23 protein-coding genes and 1 tRNA gene are annotated in these 22,004 nt (G+C 73.0%); 16 read left to right on the top strand and 8 right to left on the bottom strand.

Annotation, left to right across the window (positions count from 1 at the left end):
• The first annotated feature begins 1 nt into the window (after position 1).
• From FOF52_RS09745 to FOF52_RS09725, 5 genes are all read left to right on the top strand, one after another.
• Positions 2-1,279, top strand: a complete 1,278-nt coding sequence (locus tag FOF52_RS09745) for a cysteine desulfurase (RefSeq protein WP_248593503.1) — start codon at positions 2-4, stop codon at positions 1,277-1,279.
• A 12-nt stretch (positions 1,280-1,291) separates the two neighbouring features.
• Positions 1,292-1,765, top strand: coding sequence for a Fe-S cluster assembly sulfur transfer protein SufU (sufU, locus tag FOF52_RS09740; RefSeq protein WP_248593502.1), 474 nt, complete (start codon positions 1,292-1,294; stop codon positions 1,763-1,765).
• Complete coding sequence (locus FOF52_RS09735) at positions 1,762-2,127, top strand: metal-sulfur cluster assembly factor (protein ID WP_248593501.1); 366 nt, start codon at positions 1,762-1,764, stop codon at positions 2,125-2,127. Before sufU ends, FOF52_RS09735 begins: the two co-directional genes overlap by 4 nt.
• Positions 2,128-2,263: 136 nt before the next feature.
• Entirely contained in the window at positions 2,264-2,782 is a 519-nt protein-coding gene (locus tag FOF52_RS09730; RefSeq protein ID WP_248593500.1) for a DUF1269 domain-containing protein, read from the top strand.
• On the top strand, positions 2,779-3,513 hold the full coding sequence (locus tag FOF52_RS09725) for an MBL fold metallo-hydrolase (RefSeq protein WP_248593499.1): 735 nt from the start codon (positions 2,779-2,781) through the stop codon (positions 3,511-3,513). The genes FOF52_RS09730 and FOF52_RS09725 overlap by 4 nt, the downstream gene beginning before the upstream one ends.
• Positions 3,514-3,578: 65 nt before the next feature.
• Here FOF52_RS09725 and FOF52_RS09720 read toward each other — a convergent pair whose 3' ends face one another.
• On the bottom strand, positions 3,579-5,735 hold the full coding sequence (locus FOF52_RS09720) for a hypothetical protein (RefSeq protein ID WP_248593498.1): 2,157 nt from the start codon (positions 5,733-5,735) through the stop codon (positions 3,579-3,581).
• 351 nt (positions 5,736-6,086) lie between these two features.
• Positions 6,087-6,545: an SseB family protein gene (locus tag FOF52_RS09715; RefSeq protein WP_248593497.1), complete on the bottom strand. Its 459-nt coding sequence runs from the start codon at positions 6,543-6,545 to the stop codon at positions 6,087-6,089.
• 588 nt (positions 6,546-7,133) lie between these two features.
• Between FOF52_RS09715 and FOF52_RS09710 the strand changes: the two genes are divergently transcribed.
• The gene (locus FOF52_RS09710; RefSeq protein WP_248593810.1) at positions 7,134-7,919 is read left to right on the top strand and encodes an SGNH/GDSL hydrolase family protein; all 786 of its coding nucleotides are present in this window, start codon (positions 7,134-7,136) and stop codon (positions 7,917-7,919) included.
• A 93-nt stretch (positions 7,920-8,012) separates the two neighbouring features.
• Here the strand turns inward: FOF52_RS09710 and FOF52_RS09705 are convergent, their stop codons facing one another.
• From FOF52_RS09705 to FOF52_RS09685, 5 genes are all read right to left on the bottom strand, one after another.
• Positions 8,013-9,161, bottom strand: a complete 1,149-nt coding sequence (locus FOF52_RS09705; RefSeq protein WP_425265537.1) for an EAL domain-containing protein — start codon at positions 9,159-9,161, stop codon at positions 8,013-8,015.
• Positions 9,162-9,473: 312 nt separating this feature from the next.
• Positions 9,474-10,712: a beta-ketoacyl-ACP synthase II gene (gene fabF, locus FOF52_RS09700; protein ID WP_248593495.1), complete on the bottom strand. Its 1,239-nt coding sequence runs from the start codon at positions 10,710-10,712 to the stop codon at positions 9,474-9,476.
• 133 nt (positions 10,713-10,845) lie between these two features.
• Positions 10,846-11,085, bottom strand: coding sequence for an acyl carrier protein (locus FOF52_RS09695; RefSeq protein WP_248593494.1), 240 nt, complete (start codon positions 11,083-11,085; stop codon positions 10,846-10,848).
• A gap of 86 nt (positions 11,086-11,171) precedes the next feature.
• Complete coding sequence (locus FOF52_RS09690) at positions 11,172-12,125, bottom strand: beta-ketoacyl-ACP synthase III (protein ID WP_248593493.1); 954 nt, start codon at positions 12,123-12,125, stop codon at positions 11,172-11,174.
• Positions 12,125-13,009, bottom strand: a complete 885-nt coding sequence (locus tag FOF52_RS09685) for an ACP S-malonyltransferase (protein ID WP_425583794.1) — start codon at positions 13,007-13,009, stop codon at positions 12,125-12,127. Before FOF52_RS09685 ends, FOF52_RS09690 begins: the two co-directional genes overlap by 1 nt.
• Positions 13,010-13,285: 276 nt before the next feature.
• On the opposite strand from FOF52_RS09685, the gene FOF52_RS09680 reads away from it, so the two are divergent.
• From FOF52_RS09680 to FOF52_RS09660, 5 genes are all read left to right on the top strand, one after another.
• The gene (locus FOF52_RS09680) at positions 13,286-14,488 is read left to right on the top strand and encodes a PucR family transcriptional regulator (RefSeq protein WP_248593491.1); all 1,203 of its coding nucleotides are present in this window, start codon (positions 13,286-13,288) and stop codon (positions 14,486-14,488) included.
• Positions 14,489-14,742: 254 nt separating this feature from the next.
• A complete protein-coding gene (locus tag FOF52_RS09675) occupies positions 14,743-15,651 on the top strand; it encodes a hypothetical protein (RefSeq protein WP_248593490.1) in 909 nt (302 codons plus the stop codon).
• Positions 15,652-15,725: 74 nt separating this feature from the next.
• Positions 15,726-16,493 (top strand): LamB/YcsF family protein, encoded by a 768-nt coding sequence (locus tag FOF52_RS09670; protein WP_248593489.1) that lies wholly within the window; start codon positions 15,726-15,728, stop codon positions 16,491-16,493.
• A 15-nt stretch (positions 16,494-16,508) separates the two neighbouring features.
• Positions 16,509-17,114, top strand: coding sequence for a 5-oxoprolinase subunit B family protein (locus tag FOF52_RS09665; protein WP_248593809.1), 606 nt, complete (start codon positions 16,509-16,511; stop codon positions 17,112-17,114).
• A 37-nt stretch (positions 17,115-17,151) separates the two neighbouring features.
• Positions 17,152-18,012, top strand: a complete 861-nt coding sequence (locus FOF52_RS09660) for a 5-oxoprolinase subunit C family protein (RefSeq protein ID WP_248593488.1) — start codon at positions 17,152-17,154, stop codon at positions 18,010-18,012.
• A 15-nt stretch (positions 18,013-18,027) separates the two neighbouring features.
• Here the strand turns inward: FOF52_RS09660 and FOF52_RS09655 are convergent, their stop codons facing one another.
• Positions 18,028-19,722: an alkaline phosphatase D family protein gene (locus FOF52_RS09655; protein WP_248593487.1), complete on the bottom strand. Its 1,695-nt coding sequence runs from the start codon at positions 19,720-19,722 to the stop codon at positions 18,028-18,030.
• A 170-nt stretch (positions 19,723-19,892) separates the two neighbouring features.
• On the opposite strand from FOF52_RS09655, the gene FOF52_RS09650 reads away from it, so the two are divergent.
• The 5 genes from FOF52_RS09650 to FOF52_RS09630 all read left to right on the top strand — a co-directional run bounded on the left by FOF52_RS09650 (position 19,893) and on the right by FOF52_RS09630 (position 21,963).
• Complete coding sequence (locus FOF52_RS09650; RefSeq protein ID WP_248593486.1) at positions 19,893-20,321, top strand: secondary thiamine-phosphate synthase enzyme YjbQ; 429 nt, start codon at positions 19,893-19,895, stop codon at positions 20,319-20,321.
• A 148-nt stretch (positions 20,322-20,469) separates the two neighbouring features.
• Positions 20,470-20,901 carry a DUF3052 domain-containing protein gene (locus FOF52_RS09645; RefSeq protein ID WP_248593485.1) on the top strand — a complete coding sequence of 144 codons (432 nt, stop codon included), beginning with the start codon at positions 20,470-20,472 and terminating at the stop codon, positions 20,899-20,901.
• Positions 20,902-21,009: 108 nt separating this feature from the next.
• Entirely contained in the window at positions 21,010-21,471 is a 462-nt protein-coding gene (locus FOF52_RS09640; RefSeq protein WP_248593484.1) for a peroxiredoxin, read from the top strand.
• 21 nt (positions 21,472-21,492) lie between these two features.
• Positions 21,493-21,825: a hypothetical protein gene (locus tag FOF52_RS09635; RefSeq protein ID WP_248593483.1), complete on the top strand. Its 333-nt coding sequence runs from the start codon at positions 21,493-21,495 to the stop codon at positions 21,823-21,825.
• 64 nt (positions 21,826-21,889) lie between these two features.
• Positions 21,890-21,963 (top strand) — tRNA-Val (locus FOF52_RS09630).
• The last annotated feature ends 41 nt before the right edge of the window (positions 21,964-22,004 follow it).

Here is a 22,004-nt window from a genome sequence, read left to right as displayed (position 1 = left end):
CGTGACAGCACGCGAGCTGGATGTCGAGACGATCCGGGCCGACTTTCCGATCCTGGCCCGGACCGTCCGCGACGAGCGTCCGCTGGTGTACCTCGACTCCGGGGCGACCTCGCAGAAACCCCGGCAGGTCCTCGACGCCGAGCGGGAGTTCTACGAACGCCACAACGCGGCGGTGCACAGGGGGGCGCACCAGCTCGCGGAGGAGGCGACCGACGCCTACGAGGCGGCCCGGGCCACCATCGCGGCCTTCGTCGGCGCCCCCGCCGACGAGGTGGTGTTCACCAAGAACGCCACCGAGGCGGTCAACCTCGTCGCCTACGCCATGAGCAACGCGGCCACCGCGGGCGAGGAGTTCGCCCGCCTGGCCGTGGGCCCGGGCGACGAGGTCGTCGTCACCGAGATGGAGCACCACGCCAACCTGGTGCCGTGGCAGGAGCTGTGCCGCCGCACCGGGGCGACCCTGCGCTGGTTCGGCGTCACCGACGAGGGCCGCCTCGACCTGTCGAATCTGGACGACCTGGTCAACGAGCGCACGCGGATCGTGGCGCTCATCCACCAGTCCAACGTGCTGGGCACCGTCAACCCGGTCCGGCAGATCGCGGAGCGGGCGCACGCCGTCGGCGCGCTGGTCCTGGTGGACGGTGCCCAGTCGGTGCCGCACATGCCGGTCGACGTCACCGAACTCGGCGCCGACTTCCTGGTGTTCTCCGGGCACAAGATGTGCGGCCCCAACGGCATCGGCGTGCTGTGGGGACGCGGTGAACTGCTGCGCGCCATGCCGCCGTTCATCACCGGCGGCTCCATGATCGGCGTGGTGCACATGGACCGTGTCACCTGGGCCGACCCGCCGCAGCGCTTCGAGGCCGGGGTGCCGATGGCGCCGCAGGCGGTCGGCCTGGCCGCGGCCTGCGACTACCTGAGCTCCGTCGGCATGGAGGCCGTCGCCGCGCACGAGCACGCCCTGGTGGAATACGCGCTCAAGCACGTCGGTTCCATCGAGGGGGTACGGATCGTCGGACCGGCCGACGCCGAGGCACGCGGGGGAGCGGTGTCGTTCACCGTCGACGGCATCCACCCCCACGACGTGGGACAGGTGTTGGACGACCTGGGAGTGGCCGTGCGGGTGGGGCACCACTGCGCCTGGCCGCTGCACCGCAGGTACGGCACGGTGGCCACCACCCGAGCCTCCTTCTACCTGTACAACTCCCTCGCCGACGTGGACGCCCTGGCCGAGGGGATCCGCGAGGCGCAGCGGTTCTTCGGCGTGGCCCGAAGCTAGGAGAGGCGTGCCATGAAACTCGACGCGATGTACCAGGAGATCATCCTGGACCACTACCGCAACCCGCACCACAAGGGGCTGCGGGAGCCGTTCGACGCGGAGAGCCACCACATCAACCCCACCTGCGGTGACGAGGTCACCCTCCGGGTGCTGCTCAAGCCGGAGGAGGGGAACGGCACGGCCACGGTCGCCGACATCTCCTACGACAGCATGGGCTGTTCCATCAGCCAGGCCAGCGCCTCGGTCATGACCGACCTGCTCATCGGCAAGACCGTCGACGAGGCGATGGCCGTCCTGGACGAGTTCACCGCACTCATGCAGTCCAGGGGACAGGTCGAGCCCGACGAGGACGTGCTGGAGGACGCGGTGGCCTTCGCCGGGGTGTCGAAGTACCCCGCCCGCGTCAAGTGTGCTCTGCTCGCCTGGATGGCGTGGAAGGACGCGACCGCCAAGTCCCTGGCAACCCAGAAGGAGGGGGCCGCATGACCACCGGAAACGAGGAGGCTGCCCAGACCGCGCAGGCTCCGGCCGCCGAGGTGGACGAGGCGCTGCTGGAGGAGATCACCGACGCCCTCAAGGACGTCATCGACCCCGAACTGGGCGTCAACATCGTCGATCTCGGTCTGGTCTACGGCATCAACGTGGACGAGCGGGACATCGTCATCGACATGACGCTGACCAGCGCCGCCTGTCCGCTCACCGACGTCCTGGAGGACCAGGCCGCCAGCGCGCTGGAGGAGTTCGACCGCGAGGTCAAGATCAACTGGGTCTGGATGCCGCCGTGGGGGCCGGACAAGATCACCGAGGACGGCCGGGACCAGCTGCGGATGCTCGGTTTCAACGTCTGACCCGCTTGCGTCGTCCGTGACCTTCCGCCCGCGGCCCCGCCGGCCGCGGGCGTTTGCCGTTTCTTGGCACGCGCCCGGGTGAGGCACGGCGTCCCCCGGATAGGGGAGGGGAACGACGACCCGGGAGGAGACGGCCATGACCCATCTGGTGGTGTTCGGCGTAGCCGACCGGGACCGGGCGGAGCAGGCCCTCGACATCGCCGACGACCTGGCCCGGCACGAGCTGCTGCGGTTGAAGGACGCCGCCTACGTCTACAAGGACGCCCGCGGCAAGCCGCGCATCCAGCAGACGCTGAGCGCGACCGGTGTGGGCGCCGCGGGCGGCGCCCTGTGGGGCACCCTGGTCGGGGCGCTGTTCCTCTCGCCCGCGCTCGGCCTGGCGGTGGGGGCGGCGGCCGGCGCCGTCGCGGGCAAACTGACCGACATCGGTATCGACGACGGCATGATCCGCCAGATCGGACACCAGCTCGACGGGGGCCGGGCCGCGGTGTTCCTGCTGGTCCACTCGGCCACCAGGGACCGCGTCGTCGAGGCGTTGCGACCGTTGGAGCCGGTCGTGCTGGAGACCAGCCTGTCCCGCCGGGAGGAGCAGGAGCTCGTCAGGGCGCTGCGCGGCGAGGAGACGGCGCCGTCCGCACCGGGACGGGGAGGATGACGGCGGACGGGAACACACCGCCGGGAATCCACCGGAGCGGACACGCCCACACCACCATGTACCTGGTGGCCGACGGCGACGGCGTCACGGTCGTGGACACCGGGCTGCCCGCGGCCTGGCCGGTGCCGCTGCGCGCGTTGCGGGCCATCGGAACGGAGCCCGAGCAGGTCCGGGCGGTCGTGCCCACCCACGCGCACTTCGACCACCTGGGACTCGCGGAGCGGCTGCGCGGGCAGTGGCGGGTGCCGGTGTGGGCCCACCCGGAGGAGAACTTCGTCGCCGCCCACCCCTCCCAGTACCAGCACGAGAACAGCCGGCTGTGGTATCCGCTGCGCCACCCGGGCGGCGTCCCCGTCCTCGCGGGCATGGTCGCGGCGGGCGCGCCCACGGTCAACGGGGTCACCGAACCGTCGGAACTCGTCCCGGGGCAGGAACTCGGCATTCCCGGACACCCCAGGGCCGTGTTCACTCCCGGCCACTGCGCACCGCGTCTTCCCGGGCACGACGCGGTCACCACCGGAGACGCCCTGGTGGCCCTCGCCCCCTACCCCGGGGGTGCGGGGCCGCAGAGCGTCTCGGGAGCCGCGACGGCGGACAGCGCCCGGGCGCTCGACTCGCTGCAGGCGCTGGCGGCCACCCGGGCCGCGGTGGTGTTTCCCGGCCACGGCCGCCCCTGGCGGGAGGGCGTGCTCAGCGCGGCGGAGCGTGCGGCCGCCGCGGGTCCGCCCTGACCCCGCCGGGGGGGGGGACGGCCCCGGTGTCCCTTCGGGACGGCGGAGGACGTCCCCCCGGCGGGCTAGGCCAGCCGCTGCTGGACCTGGACCGGGGCGGAGTGCAGGGAGAGGCGCAACTGCTCCGCGATGTCCTCGTCGCCACGGCTGCTCAGCAGGTTGAGCAGTTCGGCCGGGGTACCGGTGAAACCCTCGTCGGCCTCGCTGATCCGACGGGCGATGATGTCGAGGGCCTCCTCGGGAGTGGCCTGGGCGGTGTACCCGGTCAGGCTCAACGCCAGGCCGAGCGGGCCGCTGTCGGCGGGGACCGCGGAGGCCTGCAGCAGACGGGAGTCCAGCCGGTCGCCGTTGACGGTGATGAACAGCCGGTCGCCGGGCTGGGCGCCCAGACGGCGCAGCAGCGGACGCAGCGAGTCGAACGCGGCCTGGTCCCGCCAGACGAGGACCAGCAGGTCCGCACCGGGACCGGTGAGGCACAGCAGGCGCCCGGGCTGCAGCCCCAGGTGCGCGGCGTAGCCCGGCGGCACGGCGACCGGGGCGCCGTTGAGCTGGTCGGCGGTCACGTCGACGCGGTGCCACCAGCGTCCGTCCGGGGCCCGGAAGCAGCGTGCCGAAGCGGCCACGCTCGGTTTCGACTCTGCGGCGGCCTTGGACTCGGCGGGGCGGCGGCGGATGGGCAGACCGTTGGTGGTGGTCTGCGGGGCGGCGGGGAACGCGGTGTGGCCGCCGTAGCCGCCCGCGGGCTCGGCGGCGTTCAACGGCACGCTCTCGTCGACCAGGACCCGCCCGTCCTGGAGACTGACCCCCGGGGTGCTCAGCAGCCACGCGCGCAACGCCTGGGGGCGGATGCCGAGCCGACCCAGCCGGGTACCCGCCTCGCTGAGGCTGGGCTGGTCGGCGAGGAGCTGGCGGGTCTGCCGGCGCAGGTACCCGGTGTCGGTGGCGAGCAGCCAGTTGTCGTCCAGGCGCCGGTCGGTGAACAGCGTCATGACGATCTGCCACAGCGGGATGCCCAGGGAGGGCACGTCGACCGGATGGTCGGGGTGCGCGTTGACCAGCAGGTCGATGGTGGTGGCCACCCCGAGCTGGTCGGACACCTCGCGCAGGTGCTTGGCCAGCGGGGCGCCCACCGGGGAGTTGAGCCACTGCAGCAGCCGCTCCTCGACGGTGCGCTGTGCGGCGCGCAGCGCACCGATGTCCATCTGGAGCTGGTCGGCGAGCAGCCGGATGCTGGTCGGCTCGGCGGTGAACAGCCGTTCGGTGGCGATGAGCCGCTCCAGGTCGTTCCACTCCCGGCACAGCTGCTCGAACAGGTCGATCAGTGGGTGCGTGCCCAGTTCGGGAGCGTTCGTGGACGTGTCGGCCTTGGCGGAGGCGGCCGGTTCCCGGGACTGGTCGCGCAGGGCCTTGGGCGGTCCGAAGGCCGGACGGCGCAGGGTTCCACCGGGACCGAGCAGGGGGCTGCCGCCGCGCCGGGCCAGCAGCGGCACCGGCTCCTTGGGGTCCGGGGCGGGAGAGGGGGACGGGGAGGCGGCGCCGTCCTCCTCCGCGGCGAGTTCGCGGTCACGCTGGGCCCGCAGGGCGCGCAGCGTCCGGATGGCGCGTGTGGCCGGGGACTGCGTGCCCTTGACGGAGTCGGTGGTGGGGCCGGCGGAGTCGGCTCCGGTGGCCTCGGTGAGGTAGGCCATCGCGTTGCGCACGTGGTCCGGGGCGGAGGCGGGCATCCAGTTCGCGATGGTGCGTACGGCCTCGATCACCAGGGCGGGGGAGGGGGCCGGACCGTTGAGGGGGCCGCCGGTGAACGGGAGGATCGACTGCCACATCACCGTGCCGACGACTTCGAGGACGTCGCAGTTGTTGGGGAAGTCCCAGGAGCGCATCGTCCGGGGGGAGGCGTGGACCAGCCGCTCCCAGTCACCAGCGGTACTCTGCACCGCGCCGCGTACGGGCTCGGCGATCTCCGCCAGGTCCACCGTGAGCCCGCGCAGGGTCGGTACGAACTCGCAGACCTCCAGGTGGTCCCACTGTTCGACGGAGAGACGGGCCAGGCAGTGCGCCAGCCAGGTGGGGCCGGCGATGTCGAGTACGCGGGGCAGGGGGAGCGACCGCCACCAGCCGTCCACCAACCGGGGATGCCGCAGGACCGCGGTGGTGTCGGGCGACTTGCTCCACCGCAGGGCGGGAACGAGGTCGGTGAGGCTGATCGGCGAAACGGCGTTCATCGACGGGGGACCTCGACCTCCTGGGACACGACTCGCTGAATGTGCGAGAACGACACGGATGTCCGGTTATGCGCTACACACTACGCTCCTGGCAGGCGGACAGGAATGGGGAGGGACAGGACCTGTCGGCCGGAGGCAGTGCGCGCGTGGGGGCAAGCACTGCTGCGGCGCTGACGGTGCCGGTCCCCGCAGATCGTACGTGGGGCGAAGCGTCCTGTGTAGTGCCCAACGGGAAATCCTGAGAGTACCCCAAGAAGGTGCCTGTCGGGCAATCCGCCCATGTGTCCTATTGGGCGGTTTTGACGGGGTTTTCGTGCCCTCGGAAGGGCCGGGGACGGTCCTCGTGCGCGGTCACTCCCCGGGCCCGGAGGAGGACCCCAGGAAGTGCACCGTCTCCGCGTCGATCGGCACGCTCATCGTGTTGCCCGGGTTGACCGCCATCCCCACCCCCGCGGGCAGGGCGGACGCCAACTCCCCGGCGGTGACGACCGCGAAGGGCAGGTCGCCGCTGCGCACGTTCAACTGCTCCTGGGAGGTGAAGACCGGGACGAACAGCTCCCCGTCCACGTCCAGGGTGGGAAGGGAGACCGAGCCGTCGTCCTGCGGCCCCGCCCCCGAGGGGAGCGGTACCCACACGGAGCCGCCGCGCAGGGCGTCGAGGAAGTCCGCCACGGGGTCGGTACCGTCCGCGGCGGACTCCTCGACGCCGGCGACGCCCAGCGTCGAGACCACGGCGGCCAGTGCCTGCTCCACCGGGTTGACGGGGAACGGAACGGAGTCGGCGGACCCGGAATCAGGATGGGTGGCCACGGTTCTCGACCTCCTCGGCGGTCTCGGAGACGGCCGCACCGCGGCCCGAAGCACTCGGCGTCGAGACAGCCTCCACCAACCGCCGGTGTTCGTCGGCGGTATGCTTATCTGACTCTTCGTACCCCCGCACCTCACCCTGACACATCGACCGTGGCACGGAGGCCGCCCGCACACCGGTTGCGGCGGTGGTCGGCGCGGTCCGGTCGGGTGTCGGCGGCAGGCGGCGCGACGGGGGTACGGTCCCAACGGCCACGACATCCGGAGCGGTCCGCCCCACCGGGGCGGCGTCGCCCCCTGCGAGGTCCGAAAGCTCCGGTGTGCGGTGGTGGCCACGGGCCCCGCGCCGCCCCGGCGTTCACCCCCCGTGGCCCGGTACCGCGGAGCCAGCCGGCACCACGGTGCCGTGTCGGGGCGCGGCAGCCGCACACGAAAACCCGCGAAGCGCCGACCACCTGAGAAAGAGAGGGTCACTTGACCAGCTCAGACAAGGGAACCTCCCCCCTGCGGTCGACGGGGGACACCAACGGTCCCGGCCAGGAGCCGTCCCATCGCGCACCGGCGGCCCACCCCGCGGTCATCCGCTCCTACGTGGCCATCGGGGACAGCATCACCGAGGGGCTGGACGACCCCAACCCCGACGGCACCTACCGGGGGTTCGCCGACCGGCTCGCCGAGCACCTCAGCACCAGGACGCCGGGGTTCCGCTACGCCAACCTCGCGGTGCGCGGCCGCCGCATCCACCACATCTTCGGTGAACAGTTGGAGCAGACCCTGGACTTCGCCCCCGACCTGGTGACCGTGCACGCCGGGGGCAACGACGTACTGCGGCCCAACACCGACCTCGACCAGCTCGCCCTGCGGTACGAACGGGGGATCCGCCGACTGCTCGACGCGGGCATCCGGGTGGTCATGCTGTCGGGGCACGACACCGGATGGGTTCCGGTACTGCGGGTGTACCGCGGCCGTATCGCGGTGTTCAGCATGCACCTGCGTGCGATCGCCGAACGCAACGGCGTCGACATCGTGGACCTGTGGGCGTTGGACGCCCTCAACGACCCGCGCGCCTGGAGTGTGGACCGCCTGCACTTCAACTCGGCGGGACACCAGATCGTCGCGGCCCGCATCGCCGAGCTGCTCGGCCACCCCATCGGCCCCCGGGCGCTGTGGACGAACCCCTGGCCCACCCCCCACGTTCCCCTTCCCCGCGTCCTGCGCCGCCGTGAAACCCGTCAGTGGGCGCTGCGGTACCTGGTGCCGTGGCTGGGACGTCGGCTCATGGGCCGGTCCAGCGGCGACGGCCTGCTGCCCAAGCGCCCCCAGTTGACCGAACTGGCCGCCACCCTGCTGGAGGCGGAGGAGAGCCGCTCGGACTGACCGGAGACGGGCACGCCCCGGGGCCCCGCTCCCAGAGGGCCCCTCGCGCCGGTCGGCACGGAGCGTTCCGGGGCTGTGTGCCCGCCGTGGCGCTCAGCTCCGGGACAGGCCGCGGATGATGTCGCCGACGTGGACCACGCCCATGCACTGCCCGAACTCGTTGACGGCGACGAGGTCGTCGTAGACCCGCTCCTGGTCGGAGCCGGCGGTGCGCAGCGCGGCCAGTGCGGGAGCGGTGCACGGCACGGTCTTGGGCGGGTCGGCCAGTTTCCGGGCCGGACGTTTCGCGTACAGCGCGTGCCCGTAGGGGCCGGTGATGGCGAGCAGGAAGCGCGCCCGGTCCAGGGTGGCCACCGGACGCTCGCGGTGGTCGAGCAGGGTGACGCTGTTGAGCGCGGAGTCGTTGCTGAACGCGTCCAGCACGTCCTGGGCGGTCGCCTCGGTGGTCATGGTGACCGCCGGGACCAGGAACTCCGACACCCTGGGGCCGGAGACGGAGTCCGGTGCGGTCGGGGCCAGGGACAGGTCCGGGATCTGGGCGACGCGGTCCCCCGGAGCCCAGTCGTCCCCCGCGAACAGCGGCCCCTGTGCCAGGCGCACCCCCGTCCGACGCAGCGCCACCAGTTGCGCCACCGAGGTCACCCCGGAGGCCAGGGGAAACGTTCCGGCGCCGCGTCCGATGCGGGTCATCCCGTCCACGATCGCGGCGAACCGCTCGTTGTCGGGCAGCCCGGAGATCAGCGCGCCGTCGATGCGGAACAGGAACGGGGCGGTCTCCACGAGCAGGTCCGGCGGGATCCGGGCGGTGTCGAACGCGTACCGGAAACCCAGTGCGCGGAGAGCGGCGAGGGCTTTGACGAGGTGCTCGCGGGGCAGCAGACGGAGGTCGGCGTCCACCATGAGCGTGATGTCGCGCGGCCGGCGCCCGCTCCGGCGCAGGGTCTCCTCCAGCAGCACGAAAGGCTCCCGGCCGGCCGTCAGCAGCCGGGCGGGAACAGGGAGGACCAGGGGGAGCAGGCTCTCGCGCTCCGCGGCCTCACGGGCGGTGCGGCCCAGGAGTTCGGTCAGCGCGGCCACGTCCGCACCGGGCCGCCGCCCGAAGGGACGCACGGCCTCGACCGCCAGGACCGCGCCCGAGTCCAGGTCGACGACCGGACGCAGGACCACCGGGAGGTCAGCGGCCGGGGCGGGGGCGAGTCGCGTGTCGTCGTGGAAACTCGTCTGTGGGGACACAGCACCCATGGTCGCCGTCCCGGGCGCGCGGAGGGAGGACCGCGAGGTGAAAACGACCTGAATTCTTCGGGTGACCCCGTGTGACAGCCCGAAAGCGCCGGGGAGAGAGCGGCGTCACAGAAGACGGCGGTGATCGTACCTGTCGCCGACGGGGGGCCGCACCGCGGAGCGGTCCCGGGGCCGCACCACCGGAGCACCGTGGCCGGGACCGGCGGCGCGGCCCCGGAGCGGGACGGAGCCGTCCACGAAGCGGGAGGGCGCCGTGCCCGGGGCCGCGCGTCCGCCGCGCGGCGGAGCGGACGGACACGCGGCCGGAACCGGTCAGGGCCGGCGGAACACGAGGGCGACGTTGTGGCCGCCGAAACCGAAGGAGTCGTTGAGCGCGGCGACCGCGTCGGCGGGCAGCTCCCGCGGCTTGTCCACGACCACGTCGACCACGACCCCGGGGTCGAGTTCCTCGACGTTGATGGTGGCGGGGACCACCCCGTGGTGCAGGGCCAGCACAGTCGCGATGGACTCCAGCGCGCCGGCGCCGCCCAGCAGGTGGCCGGTCATGGACTTGGTGGAGGTGACCGCGACCGCGTCGGCGGCCGAGTCGCCCAGCGCGGTGCGTATCGCCACCGTCTCGGGCACGTCGCCCGCGGGGGTGGACGTGGCGTGCGCGTTGATGTGCGCGATGTCGGAGGGGCGCAGCCCCGCGTCGGCGATCGCGGCGGAGATGGCGCGGGCCGCACCCGCACCCACCGGGTCGGGCTGCACCATGTCGTAGGCGTCGCAGGTGTACCCGGTGCCGGCGGCCACCGCGTAGACCCGGGCGCCGCGCGCGGCGGCGTGCTCGGCCGACTCCAGGACCAGCATCCCCGCGCCCTCACCCATGACGAAACCGTCCCGGTTGACGTCGAACGGGCGGGAGGCGCCCTGCGGGTCGTCGTTGCGGGTCGACAGCGCGCGCATCGCGGCGAACGCGGCGATGTTCAGCGGGTGGATCGCCGCCTCGCAGCCACCCGCGATCACCACGTCGGCGCGGCCTGAGCGGATCAGGTTGATGCCGTCGGCGATGGCCTCGGCACTGGACGCACAGGCGCTCACCGAGGCGTGGGAGCCCGCGCGGGCGGTGAACTCCAGGGCCACCGCGGCGGCCGGGCTGTTGGGCATGAGCATCGGCACCGTGAACGGCGAGACCCGCTTCCAGCCCTTCTCCCGGAAGGTGTCGTACTGGTTGAGGGTGGTCAGGATGCCGCCGATGCCGCTGGACACGACGGTGCCCAGGCGCAGCGGGTCCACCTCGGGGGAGCCCGCGTCGGCCCACGCCTCCTTCGCGGTGATCAGTGCCAGCTGCTGGGTCCGGTCCAGACGGCGCAGCCGGTGGCGTTCCAGCTTCTCCGAAGGCTCCTCGGCGAGGAGGCCCGCGAAGTGCACGGGGAGCTTCTCGTGCCACTCCTCGGGCAGGGAGGTGATACCGGATCGACCTTCGAGCAGCGCCGACCAGGTCGTGGCGACGTCACCTCCCAGAGGGCTGCTGGCTCCAAGGCCGGTGACGACGACTTCGCGGTTACTCATGGTCGATCGCCCTTCTCGTCGGGATGGTCGGTGCGCCGTGGTTCCCGCGGCGCGCGGGCCGCCCGGGGCGCTTCCCGGACTGGAGGAGGCGTGCCCGCCGACGGCTGCGGCGCCGGCGGGCGGGACGGCGTCGCTACTTCTGGATGTAGGTGATGACGTCCTGGACCGTCTTGAGGTCCTTGAGCTGGTCGTCGGGGATCTCCACGCCGAACTTGTCCTGCGCGGCGACGGCGATCTCGACCATCGACAGCGAGTCGATGTCGAGGTCGTCCACGAAGCTCTTCTCCGGGGTGACCTCGGCCGCGGGGACACCGGCGATCTCGTCGATGATCTCGGCGAGACCGTCCAGGATCTCCTTCTCCGAGTGAGCCATGTCAGGTTTCTCCTTACGTTCTCTGCTGCCGTGAGGCGGGTTCGCCCGACGGCTTCGATGTGCTGCGAACGGAACCGGGTACGGCGTCAGGGAAGACGCAGCACCTGTGCCGCATACGTGAGACCGGCTCCGAAACCCAGGGTGAGCACGGTACTTCCCGAAGGGAGTTCGCCGCGTCCGATCATGCGCGACAGCGCAAGCGGAATGGAAGCCGACGAGGTGTTCCCCGCGGTGACGATATCGCGTGCGATGAGCGCCTGAGGCGCGCCCAGCTTACGGGCGATGGACTCCACGATGCGCAGGTTCGCCTGGTGCGGGACGAAGGCGGTCAGCTCCTCGGGGGCTACCCCCGCCCGCTCCAGGGCCTCCAGCGCCACCGGGTACAGCTCGGTGGTGGTCCACCGGAAGACCGTCTGGCCCTCCTGGTAGATGTACTTGTGGTCGCGCAGGTAGATCTTGTCGGCCCGGTCGCCGGAGCTGCCCCACACCACGGGGCCGATGCCCGGTTCCTCCGAGGCCGACACCACCACGGCGCCCGCGCCGTCGGCGAAGATCACACAGGTGGAGCGGTCGTCCCAGTCGAGCCAGTCGGAGAGCTTCTCCGCGCCGATCACCAGCGCGTTGCGCGCCGAGCCGCCGCGCACCGCGTCGTTGGCCAGGCCCAGGGCGTAGCAGAAGCCCGCGCAGGCCGCGTTGACGTCGAAGGCCCCCGGAGCGGGGATGCCCAGGCGCGCGGCCACGCTCGCCGAGGTGTTGGGGATCTGGTCGCGCTGCGTGCAGGTCGCCACGATCACCAGGTCGATGTCGTCGGGGGTCAGCCCGCTGGCGGCCAGCGCCTTCCCGCCGGCGGCCACCGCCATGTCGGTGACGCTCTCCCCCGGGGAGGCGATGCGGCGCTCGGCGATGCCCACGCGGCTGCGGATCCACTCGTCGGAGGTGTCCACGCGGGCGGCCAGGTCGTCGTTGGTGACGACGTTGGCGGGCTGGTACTCGCCGAAGGCGACGACGCGCGCTCCGGGGAGGGAGGGGGAGGTCTTCATCACACTTGCCCTTCCAGATCTGCGGAGGCCGCGCCCGAGTGCTCCGCGATGAGTGCGCGCGCCCGGTCCAGGTCCTCGGGAGACTTGACCGCGAGCAGTTCGACACCGCGCAGCGCGCGCCTGGCCAGACCGGTCAGGGTGCCCGCGGGAGGCAGTTCGATCAGCGCGGTGACGCCGAGGTCGGCGAGTGTGGCGGTGCAGGAGTCCCACCGGACCGGGGAGCTGATCTGCGACACCAGGCGGGACAGGTACTCCGCCCCGGAGGCCACGACCGCGCCGTCGCGGTTGGACAGCAGCCGGGTGCGCGGGTCGGCCGCGGTCACCGTCGCCGCCAGCGCGTCGACCCGCTTCACCGCCGGGGCCATGTGGTGGGTGTGGAAAGCGCCGGCCACCGACAGCGGGCGCAGCCGGGCCCGGGCCGGAGGAGCGGCGGCGAACGCCTCCAACTGCTCGACGGTTCCGGCGGCCACGATCTGCCCCGAGCCGTTGTCGTTGGCGGGAGTCAGCCCCGCCGCCCTGATCGCGGCGAGCACCTCGTCGCGATCCCCGCCCAGCACCGCGGTCATGCCGGTGGGCGTGACCGCGGAGGCCTCGGCCATGCCCCGGCCCCGCTCCGCGACCAGCGCCAGGGCGTCACGGGGGGTGAGCACCCCGGCGACCGCGGCGGCGGTGAACTCGCCGACGCTGTGCCCGGCGACCGCGTCGGCCGACGCGGCGGCGGAGTCGAGGTCGCCGAAGAGGGCGAGGCTCGCCGCGATGCCCGCGCTCACCAGCAGCGGCTGGGCCACCGCTGTGTCACGGATCTCCTCGGCGTCGGCGGTGGTGCCGTAGCGGACGAGGTCGAGGCCGACCACCTCCGACCACTCGGCGAACCGCTCCGCCATGCCGGGGAGTTCAAGCCACGCGGAGAGGAAACCGGGGACCTGGGCTCCTTGGCCCGGGGCGACGATTGCAAGCACAGCATCCACCTTGCCCTGTAGAACATCACCAGCTTGATAGGGACAGGCACGAACTTCACCGTCGGCTTTTTGTGAAACGCTCACAAACCCGAGGGCTTATCCCGAGAGTCGGGCGCTCCGCGCCACCGCCCCGGACGTACCGGGGCCGGAGCACGGGCCCCGCCGTACGGCCGTTGCGTCCCAAGGTGCCACCCTAGGAGGATGACGACCGATTCCCCTGACGCGCCCCCGACCGACGACGACGCCGTACGCGCCGAGACCGTGCTCCGCCTGGAACGCGCCATGGGAGCCCTGGGCACGGCCGCGGTGGCCCGGATGGAGGAGCGGCTGTCGTGGTTCCGCTCCATGTCCGCGGAGGACCGCTCCTGGGTGGGACTGGTCGCCCAGTCGGGGGTGGCCGCCTTCGTCGACTGGTTCAAAAACCCCAACCGGGGCCGCCCGGCCATCGCCGTGGAGGTCTTCGGCACCGCGCCGCGGGAGCTGACCCGCTCGGTGTCGTTGCAGCAGACGGTGGAGATGGTGCGGGTCGTCATCGACGTCGTGGAGAGCCGGGTCCCCGAACTGGCCGCGCCCGGTGGCGAACAGCAGCTGCGCGAGGCGATGCTCCGCTACAGCAGGGAGGTGGCCTTCAGCACCGCCCGCGTCTACGCCCGGGCCGCCGAGGCCAGGGGGGCCTGGGACGCCCGCCTGGAGGCGCTCATCGTGGACGCGCTGCTGCACGGGGACCGCGAGGAGGGACTGCAGACCTGGGGCGCGTCGCTGGGCTGGTCGCGCACGCCGGTGATCGCGATCGCCGGGCTCCTGGGCGACCAGGACGCCGAGGAGGTCCTGGCGGACCTGCGCTCCCGCGCCCGCCGGTCCGGGCACGACGTGCTCGCCGGGGTGCAGGGCGAGCGGGTGGTGGTCGTGGTGGGCGTCAACGAGAAGGCCGCCCCCGACCCGATGGCCGCGGCCGCTCCCCTCGCGGGACTGTTCGGCCCCGGAGCGGTCGTGGTGGGACCGCCGGTGGGCGACCTGCGCGCCGCCAGCCGGTCGGCCCGCGCCGCGGTGGACGGTCTGCGCGCCGCCCCCGGCTGGCCGGACGCACCCCGCCCGGTCGCCGCCGAGGACCTGCTGCCCGAACGGGCGCTGGACGGCGACCAGAGCGCCCGACGACTCCTGGTCGAGGAGGTGTACCAGCCCCTGCGCGACGCCGGGACCCCGCTGCTGGACACCCTCTCGGTCTACCTGGAGCACGCCTCGTCCCTGGAGTCCACCGCGCGGATGCTGTTCGTCCACCCCAACACCGTGCGCTACCGGCTCAGCAGGGTCGCCGAACTCACCGGTTACGTCCCCTCGGACGGACGCGGCTCGTTCGTGCTGCGCATCGCGCTGACGCTGGGACGGCTGGCCGACGCCGCCTGAGCCCGCGCGGGAACCCGCTGCACCCCTCCCGCGTTCCCGGGACGACGGCAGAGCCGGACGGGACGGGGATTCCGGCGCGGTGAGGGAGGAGGAGGAACACAGCCACAGGGCGCAGAAAACCGGATAACGTGAACGGGGGATCCCCGGGAAGGCGGATCCGCCTCTCTTCAGTACTGCGGTCACGGTTCTCCGGCCCTGCCTTTCAGGGGCGTGTCAACCGGTTGGTGGACGGTCAACGCGTGTAAGGGGGAGTAGTGACGACATCCGTGGTGAAACGGCTTCGCACCCGCGTCGTGGAATACGTCCAGGAACCCACAGCCGCAGGCCAGATCCGCAGACAGGTCCTGTTCTACGTCCCGCTCCCGCTCCTGCTGCTGGGGCTGCTCGCGCTGGCGCTGGACGGCCGGTGGTCGGCCCCCGGGTGGACGATCCTGCTGTCCGCGTCGGTCGCTGTCGGGGCGCTGCTCCTGGCGTGCATCGCCCAGCCCACGCCGCTGCCCGCGGGGGTCCCGCCCGAGGTCTCGGTACGCCGTTCCCTGCACCGCTTCCGCCAGATCACCGGGCTGCGCATCGGCCTGGCGATGACGCCCGTCGTGATGGGCGCGGCGGCGTCGATCACCGGCGGCGGCCTCTTCCCCTACACCATCGCCCTCCTGCTGGCCTGGCCGCAGCTGCTGCTGGCCCTGCCCGGCTACTTCACCGTCTCGCGGGCCCGGCGGGCGATGGAGGCGTGGGGCGCCAGAGCGTATCTGTGGGCGGCGCTGGCCCAGCCCGCCAGGGTGGAGTGGCCGCTGATCACCTGGCTGCTCGACCGGCGGCGCGCCCGCCGGGCCGCGGAACGCGCGCCGCGGCCCCTGGACGGAGCCGGCCGGACCGCGCAGCGGGAGGCGGACGAGGAGACCGCCGAGGCCGAGGAGGCCCCCGCCCTCCCCGGAGTGCCCGACCGGCTGGCCCCGCCGCGCGTCCCCATGACCCCGGTCGAGGCGGTGGTCCCCGGGTTCACCGCCGGTCCCAGGACCGCCGCGAAGAAGACCGGGGCCGACTCCGCGGCGCAGCTTCCCCTGCAGGTGCAGCTGATGCGGCTGCGGTCCAACACCCGGCCCAGAACCCGCGGCCGCCGCGACGAGCAGCGTCAGAGGACGAAGAACAACCCGCAGAAATAACCCCTTCCCGGGAAGCGGTCCCCGGCACGCCGGCTCCGGCGCCCCGCCGACGGGACCCACGGACAGGAACACCGATGCGCATCGACCTCAACTCCGACCTCGGCGAGGGTTTCGGCCGCTGGGAACTCGGCGACGACGAGGCCCTGCTGGCCGTGGTCACCAGCGCCAACGTCGCCTGCGGCTTCCACGCCGGCGACCCCCTCGTGCTGCGCCGCGTCTGTGAACGGGCCGCCCTCCGCGGCGTCGTCATCGGCGCCCAGGTCGGCTACCGCGACCTCGTCGGCTTCGGACGGCGGTTCATCGAGGTGGCCCCGGAGGAGCTGACCAACGACGTCATCTACCAGATCGGCGCACTGGACGCGCTGGCGCGCGTCGCCGGGGACCGGGTCCGCTACGTCAAGCCGCACGGGGCGCTGTACAACGCGATCGTCCACCACGAGGAGCAGGCCCGCGCGGTCGTCGAAGCGGTCCGCCTCTACGACCCTGACCTGGCCGTCCTGGGGCTTCCCGGGTCGGTCTGGCTGAAACTGGCCGAACAGGCGGGCCTGCGGGTGGTCCACGAGGCGTTCGCCGACCGCGCCTACACCCCCGAGGGCACCCTGGTGCCGCGCCGCCAACCGGGAGCGGTCCTGCACGACCCGGACGAGATCGCCGAACGCTGCCTGCGTATCGCGGGCGGCGACCCCATTCCCGCGATCGACGGGACCCCGGTGCGCATCGCCGCCGACTCCCTGTGCGTCCACGGCGACACCCCCGGCGCGGTGCGCGTCGCCGAGCAGGTGGCGCGGCGGCTGAGCGCCGCGGGGGTGAGCCTCGCGGCGTTCGCCCGCCGCGGCGGATGACGGGGGCGGGCGGTGGTGCGCATCCTGGAGTGCGGCGACGCCGGACTGCTCGTCGAGGTCGGCGGCCTCGACGAGGCCATGACGGTGCACGCCGCGCTGACCGCGGAGCCGCTGCCGGGGGTCGAGGAGGTCGTCCCCGCCGCACGCACCGTGCTGCTGCGGCTGGCGCCCGGCCACGATCCGGCCCGGATCGCCGCGGCCGTGCGGGAGCTGCCGCTGCGGTCCGCGGCGACGCGTCCGGCCGGGGAGGTGGAGATCCCGGTGTGCTACGACGGCGCGGACCTGTCCGACATCGCGGCGGCCACCGGGCTGAGCGAGACCGAGGTCGTGGCCGCGCACTCCGCGGCCACCTGGACCGTGGCCTTCTGCGGCTTCGCGCCCGGGTTCGGCTACCTCGTGGGCGACGACCCGCGGCTGCACGTGCCGCGCCGGGCCGAGTCGCGGACCCGGGTGCCCGCCGGGTCGGTGGCCCTGGCGGGCGGTTTCACCGGCATCTACCCGCGGAGCTCGCCGGGGGGCTGGCAGTTGCTGGGCCGCACCGACACCGCGGTCTGGGACCTGGACCGCGACCCGCCGGGACTGCTGCGCCCGGGCGTGCGGGTCAGGTTCGTCCCGGTGTGAGAGCGCAGGGACGCGGGGACGAGGAGGAGCGGAGCCGATGGCGGCACTGGAGGTGCTGGAGACCGGGGTCCTCACCACGGTGCAGGACGCGGGCCGTTTCGGCCACGCCCGGTACGGGGTGGGGCGTTCGGGAGCGGCCGACACCGTCTCCTACGCGCTGGCCAACCGGCTGGTGGCCAACCCGCCCGGCGCCGCCGCCCTGGAGGTGACCCTCGGCGGGCTGCGGCTTCGCGCCCGCGGCGAGGTGACCGTGGCGGTCACCGGGGCGCCGGCGCCCCTTCGCGTCGACGGCCGCGCCGCCGCGATGAACAGCGTCCTGCACCTGGGTGAGGGCTCCGAACTGCGCATGGGGACGCCCGAGCACGGACTGCGCGGCTACCTGGCGGTGCGCGGCGGCCTCGACGTGCCCCCGGTGCTGGGCTCGCGCAGCACCGACACCCTCGCCGGGCTGGGCCCCGCCAGGGTCGTCCCGGGCAGCGTGCTCGCGGTGGGCGAACCGCCGCCGGAGCTGCCGGTGGTCGACCTCGCCCCGGACGCCGCGTTCCCGGCGGGGGAGGTCGACCTGCGCGTGGTGCTGGGACCGCGCGACGACTGGTTCACCGCCGACGCCGTGCACACCCTGCTGAATAGCGTCTACGTGGTCAGCGACCGCGCCGACCGGGTCGGCGCGCGACTGCTGGGACCGCCGCTGCCGCGGGCCCGCGCCGGAGAACTGCCCAGCGAGGGCATGGTCCCCGGCGCGCTGCAGGTCCCGCACGACGGCGACCCGGTGCTCTTCCTCGCCGACCATCCCGTCACCGGCGGCTACCCGGTGATCGCCGTGGTGGTCTCCGCCGACCTGCGCTGGGCCGCCCAGGCCCGTCCGGGCACCCGGCTGCGGTTCCGCCGGGCGGGGTGACCCCGCCCGGTCCCCTCACCCCCGGGTGAGGCGGTGCGCGGCCAGTTCGCGGACCGGGGGACGGGTCCTGGAGCGGGCCGCCGAGAGCAGGGCGGTGCGCGCCACCGGGGAGTGCTCCCAGCGCACCGCGGCGGACCGGCCGTCCAGGACCAGAGTGGCCAGGGCGTTGTCGTACCAGGGGCCGTCGTCGAGACGCCAGTCCAGGGCCGGGGCGCGCACCCCGGCCAGGGCGGCCAGCACGCGGCAGCACAGGCCGGCGACGGCGCGGGCGGACAGCCACGTCATGCGGCGCATCGCGGGCGGCAGCCAGTTGCACAGGGGCGAGCAGACCAGCTGCGCGATCACCGTGTCCGTGGCGCGGCCGCGGGGCCGCGCCCGCGCCAGGTAGGAGAAGTGCACGTCCCCGCCGAGGAACAGCACGCTCGCCGGGGCCGCGCCGCGTGCGCCGCCGGCGACCTCCAGCACCGCTTCGGCCACCGAGGCGAAGGAGCGCTGGAACGCCGCCCAGTGTTCCAGGTCCAGCACCTGGCGCAGCCGCTCGCCGGGGCCGCGCAGCCACCCTCCCCACGCTCCCGCGCACACCGCCTCGTTCCACGCCTCCAGGTAGTGGACGCCCTTCGGCAGCAGGAACGGCAGGGTGCTGGCCACCACCAGGTGGTCCACGTCCCCGGTCAGGGACTCGTCCAGCCAGCGCTCGCCCACGGGGCCGAGGATGGAGCGCGCGCGGTCGTCGGCGACGTCCCGGCCGCACCGGGTGTCCACCATGAGCACCCGGCTGCGGCCGAAGGTGTGGGAGTGGCTCCACCGGTAGGAGGAGGGGTCGGTGTGCGCCCGCCACGCGAACTCGTCCAGCGCGGCCCCGCCGCCGTCGCGCAGCGCCCGCCACACCGGGTCGGCCGCGCGCTGGGCGGGGGAGAGGTTCCCCGCGTGCTGGTACACCCAGTAGGACCCCAGCCCGGAGGTGATGCGGTGCCGCCACCACGGATTCTCGGCGATCTCACGCCGCCAGGTGCCCGAGGTGTTCCAGTCGTCCCGGATGTCGTGGTCGTCGAAGAGCATCAGCGTGGGCACCGTGGACAGCAGCCACCGCACGTCCGGGTCGCTCCACGACAGCCGGTACAGCTCCGCGTACTCGTCGAAGAACACGACCTCGTCGTCGGGCGGGCGGAGGGAGTCCGCGGAGGTGCGGGCGCGCCGTGCCGCCAGGTACTCGCGCATGGGCTGCTGGATCTCGTCGGCGTACACCTGGTCGCCGATGAGCAGCAGCGCGGTGGGTTCCTCCGCCGCGCCGTCCGCGGCGCGGCGGGACTCGGCCAGCCGCAGTGCGTAGGCGCGCAGGACGTCCGTCCCGTACCGGGCCACCGCGACCGGGCCGTGGTCGGTGGGGGTACGGCAGGAGCCGAACAGCAGCCGCTGCGGAGCCGAGGGGTCCGGGGTCCGCAGCAGGCTCGGGGGGTGCGGCGAGCCGGCCTCCGGCCACACGGGCGTGCCGTCCACGCTCACCCGGTACTCCACGGCCCGGCCCGGGAGCAGACCGGTGAGGTCGCACAGGGCGTAGTGGTGCCCGTGCACCTCGAACGTGTCGGCGCTCGCCGACAGGTCCCCGGCGGTGACCGTGACCCTGCCGGGGGCGTTGGTCTCCACCCAGATCGTGGCGCTCGTCTCGGTCACGTGGCGCAGCACCGGGCCGAGCCGCAGTCCGTTTCCCACCGTCTCTCCCGCCGTCTGTCGTCCGCGGCCGTCCACGGCCGCTGGCGTGAGTATGGTCTCTTTTCCCGGGGGCGGGCCAGTCCCCGGGAAGGACTTCTGCACCTCCCGCTTCCCGAGCGGCCGCTGGAAACGAGGTTCCAACCGGTTCGAACCTGGGTAACCGTTGCCGCATGCGGACCACATTGCTCGAACTGCGCACCGGGGGGACGGAGAGCGTTGTCGACATCACCCCGCAGTGTGCCGAGTTCGTCGCGGAGACAGGGGGTGACGGGCTGCTGAACGTGTTCGTCCCGCACTCCACGGCCGGGGTGGCGGTCATGGAGCTGGGCTCCCGTTCCGACGAGGACCTCCTCGCCAGTCTGGACGACCTCCTGCCCGCGGACGACCGTTGGCGGCACCGGCACGGATCGCCCGGCCACGGCCGCTCACACGTCATGCCCGCCCTCATCGCCCCCTACGCCACCGTTCCCGTGGTTTCGGGGAAACTCGCCCTGGGGACATGGCAGTCTGTCGCCGTCGTCGATCTGAACGTCGACAATCCCGACCGCCGGGTGCGGCTGTCGTTCTTGACGAGTCAGACTGACGGGGCAGGATGGTAGAAGCAGAGCACACGAACGAGCACGCGTTGACGAACGAGGCACGCAACGTGTGAACTTAGCCAGCAACGGCGGGATCGCCCCGGAAACGGGACCAGTCGCGGCCGTGCCCGTGACAGACGGGCAACATCGAAACGGAGGAGGACTTTTCGTGAGCGCGACCGCGGGCCAGGCGCAGCGTGAACGCAGCCTGGCCGAACGACTCGGGTTCAAACCGGGTCAGGTGGTGCAGGAGTTCGGATTCGACGACGACGTGGACGAGCAGCTGCGCCGGTCGATCGCCGAAGCGACCGGCAGTGAGCTGGTGGACGAGGACTACCCCGACGTCGTGGACGCGGCACTGCTGTGGTGGCGCGCCGATGAGGAGGACGACCTCACCGACGTGCTCGTGGACGTGTCCGCGACCATCGAGGGCGGTGGCACCATCCTCGTGCTGACCCCCAAGGCCGGCAGGGAGGGGCACGTCTCACCCAGCGACGTCGCGGAGGCCGCGACGACCGCGGGGCTGTCGCAGACCAGCGCGGTGAGCGCCGGCCCCGACTGGTCGGGGACCCGCCTCGTCCTCCCCAAGGGACAGCGCTGACGAGCCCACGCGCCTCTCCGTCGACGCCGCGGACGTCGGAGCCCGGATGAGGGTCGCGTGCCGCCCCTCGCCGGGGCGGCACGCGACCGGAACAGGAATCGAGGACCCATGCCGATCGAGGTTGGCCGTCACGCCCCCGACTTCGAGCTCGCCGACCAGCACGGCCAGACGGTGCGGCTGTCGGACTTCCGGGGACGCAGGAGGGTGGCCGTGGTGTTCTATCCGCTGGCCTTCTCCGGAATCTGCGACGGCGAGCTGCGGCAGCTCCGCGACCACGCGGACGAGTTCACCGAACACGGCGTCCAGCTGCTGGGAATCTCGGTGGACTCCATGTTCACCCACCGCGTCTGGGCCGACCAGGAGGGGGTGGACTTCCCGCTGCTGTCGGACTTCTGGCCGCACGGCGCGGTCGCCCAGGCCTACGGGGTGTTCGACGACACCAGGGGGGTGGCGCTGCGCGGCAGCTTCCTGGTCGACACCGAGGGCGTGGTGCGCTGGAGGATCGTCAACCCGGTCTCCCGGGGCCGCGATCTGGACGACTACCGCAAGGCGTTTGTCGAACTCGACTGAGACCGACCCGAAGGAGACCTCATGCCCTGCTGCCTGTGCGGGGCGCGTCCGAAGGACCCCGCGTGCGGTGGTGAGCTGTGGAAGCGCGGGGTGCGGCGGGAACGCCAGGTGCTGATCTGCCCGGACTGTCTCGTCAGTCAGGACTGGAAGGCGGACCTGGACCGCTGTGGACGGTGCCGCTCCACCTTCCTCATCTCCCGTCTCGGGGAGATCGAGTGCCACAGCTGCGGCGAGGTCCGTCCGCAGACCGCCCCGGCCGAGCCGTCCCGGGCGGACGCGGCCCTCATCAACGAGGTGGAGCAGGCGCTGTCGCGGGTCCTGAGCGGCCTGGCCGGCCCACGCGTGCGACGTTGACCCGCCCGAACCGGTACTATCTCCCTGCGGGACAGGCCCGAGCCGGGCAGGTCCCCAGGTGCGCGGGCGTGTAGCTCAGTTGGTCAGAGCACCCGCCTTACAAGCGGGCGGTCGGAGGTTCGAGTCCTCTCGCGCCCACCCTCGACGAACAGCCGAAAACGCCCGGGACCGGCCGCGGT

The sequence above is a fragment of the Thermobifida alba genome (genome assembly GCF_023208015.1).
Taxonomy (GTDB): domain Bacteria; phylum Actinomycetota; class Actinomycetes; order Streptosporangiales; family Streptosporangiaceae; genus Thermobifida; species Thermobifida alba.
Note: the sequence above shows the minus strand (reverse complement) of the source record. Positions and strands in the feature narration are given on the sequence as shown.

Excerpts from the sequence above, each read along its gene's own strand:
- FOF52_RS09660 (WP_248593488.1), top strand. The coding sequence starts at position 17,152 with ATGGCGGCACTGGAGGTGCTGGAGACCGGGGTCCTCACCACGGTGCAG.
- sufU (WP_248593502.1), top strand. The coding sequence starts at position 1,292 with ATGAAACTCGACGCGATGTACCAGGAGATCATCCTGGACCACTACCGC.
- FOF52_RS09725 (WP_248593499.1), top strand. The coding sequence starts at position 2,779 with ATGACGGCGGACGGGAACACACCGCCGGGAATCCACCGGAGCGGACAC.
- FOF52_RS09640 (WP_248593484.1), top strand. The coding sequence starts at position 21,010 with ATGCCGATCGAGGTTGGCCGTCACGCCCCCGACTTCGAGCTCGCCGAC.
- FOF52_RS09635 (WP_248593483.1), top strand. The coding sequence starts at position 21,493 with ATGCCCTGCTGCCTGTGCGGGGCGCGTCCGAAGGACCCCGCGTGCGGT.
- FOF52_RS09735 (WP_248593501.1), top strand. The coding sequence starts at position 1,762 with ATGACCACCGGAAACGAGGAGGCTGCCCAGACCGCGCAGGCTCCGGCC.
- FOF52_RS09695 (WP_248593494.1), bottom strand. The coding sequence starts at position 11,085 with ATGGCTCACTCGGAGAAGGAGATCCTGGACGGTCTCGCCGAGATCATC.
- FOF52_RS09670 (WP_248593489.1), top strand. The coding sequence starts at position 15,726 with ATGCGCATCGACCTCAACTCCGACCTCGGCGAGGGTTTCGGCCGCTGG.
- FOF52_RS09730 (WP_248593500.1), top strand. The coding sequence starts at position 2,264 with ATGACCCATCTGGTGGTGTTCGGCGTAGCCGACCGGGACCGGGCGGAG.
- FOF52_RS09650 (WP_248593486.1), top strand. The coding sequence starts at position 19,893 with ATGCGGACCACATTGCTCGAACTGCGCACCGGGGGGACGGAGAGCGTT.
- fabF (WP_248593495.1), bottom strand. The coding sequence starts at position 10,712 with ATGAGTAACCGCGAAGTCGTCGTCACCGGCCTTGGAGCCAGCAGCCCT.
- FOF52_RS09690 (WP_248593493.1), bottom strand. The coding sequence starts at position 12,125 with ATGAAGACCTCCCCCTCCCTCCCCGGAGCGCGCGTCGTCGCCTTCGGC.
- FOF52_RS09705 (WP_425265537.1), bottom strand. The coding sequence starts at position 9,161 with ATGGGTGCTGTGTCCCCACAGACGAGTTTCCACGACGACACGCGACTC.
- FOF52_RS09685 (WP_425583794.1), bottom strand. The coding sequence starts at position 13,009 with ATGGCGGAGCGGTTCGCCGAGTGGTCGGAGGTGGTCGGCCTCGACCTC.
- FOF52_RS09720 (WP_248593498.1), bottom strand. The coding sequence starts at position 5,735 with ATGAACGCCGTTTCGCCGATCAGCCTCACCGACCTCGTTCCCGCCCTG.
- FOF52_RS09680 (WP_248593491.1), top strand. The coding sequence starts at position 13,286 with ATGACGACCGATTCCCCTGACGCGCCCCCGACCGACGACGACGCCGTA.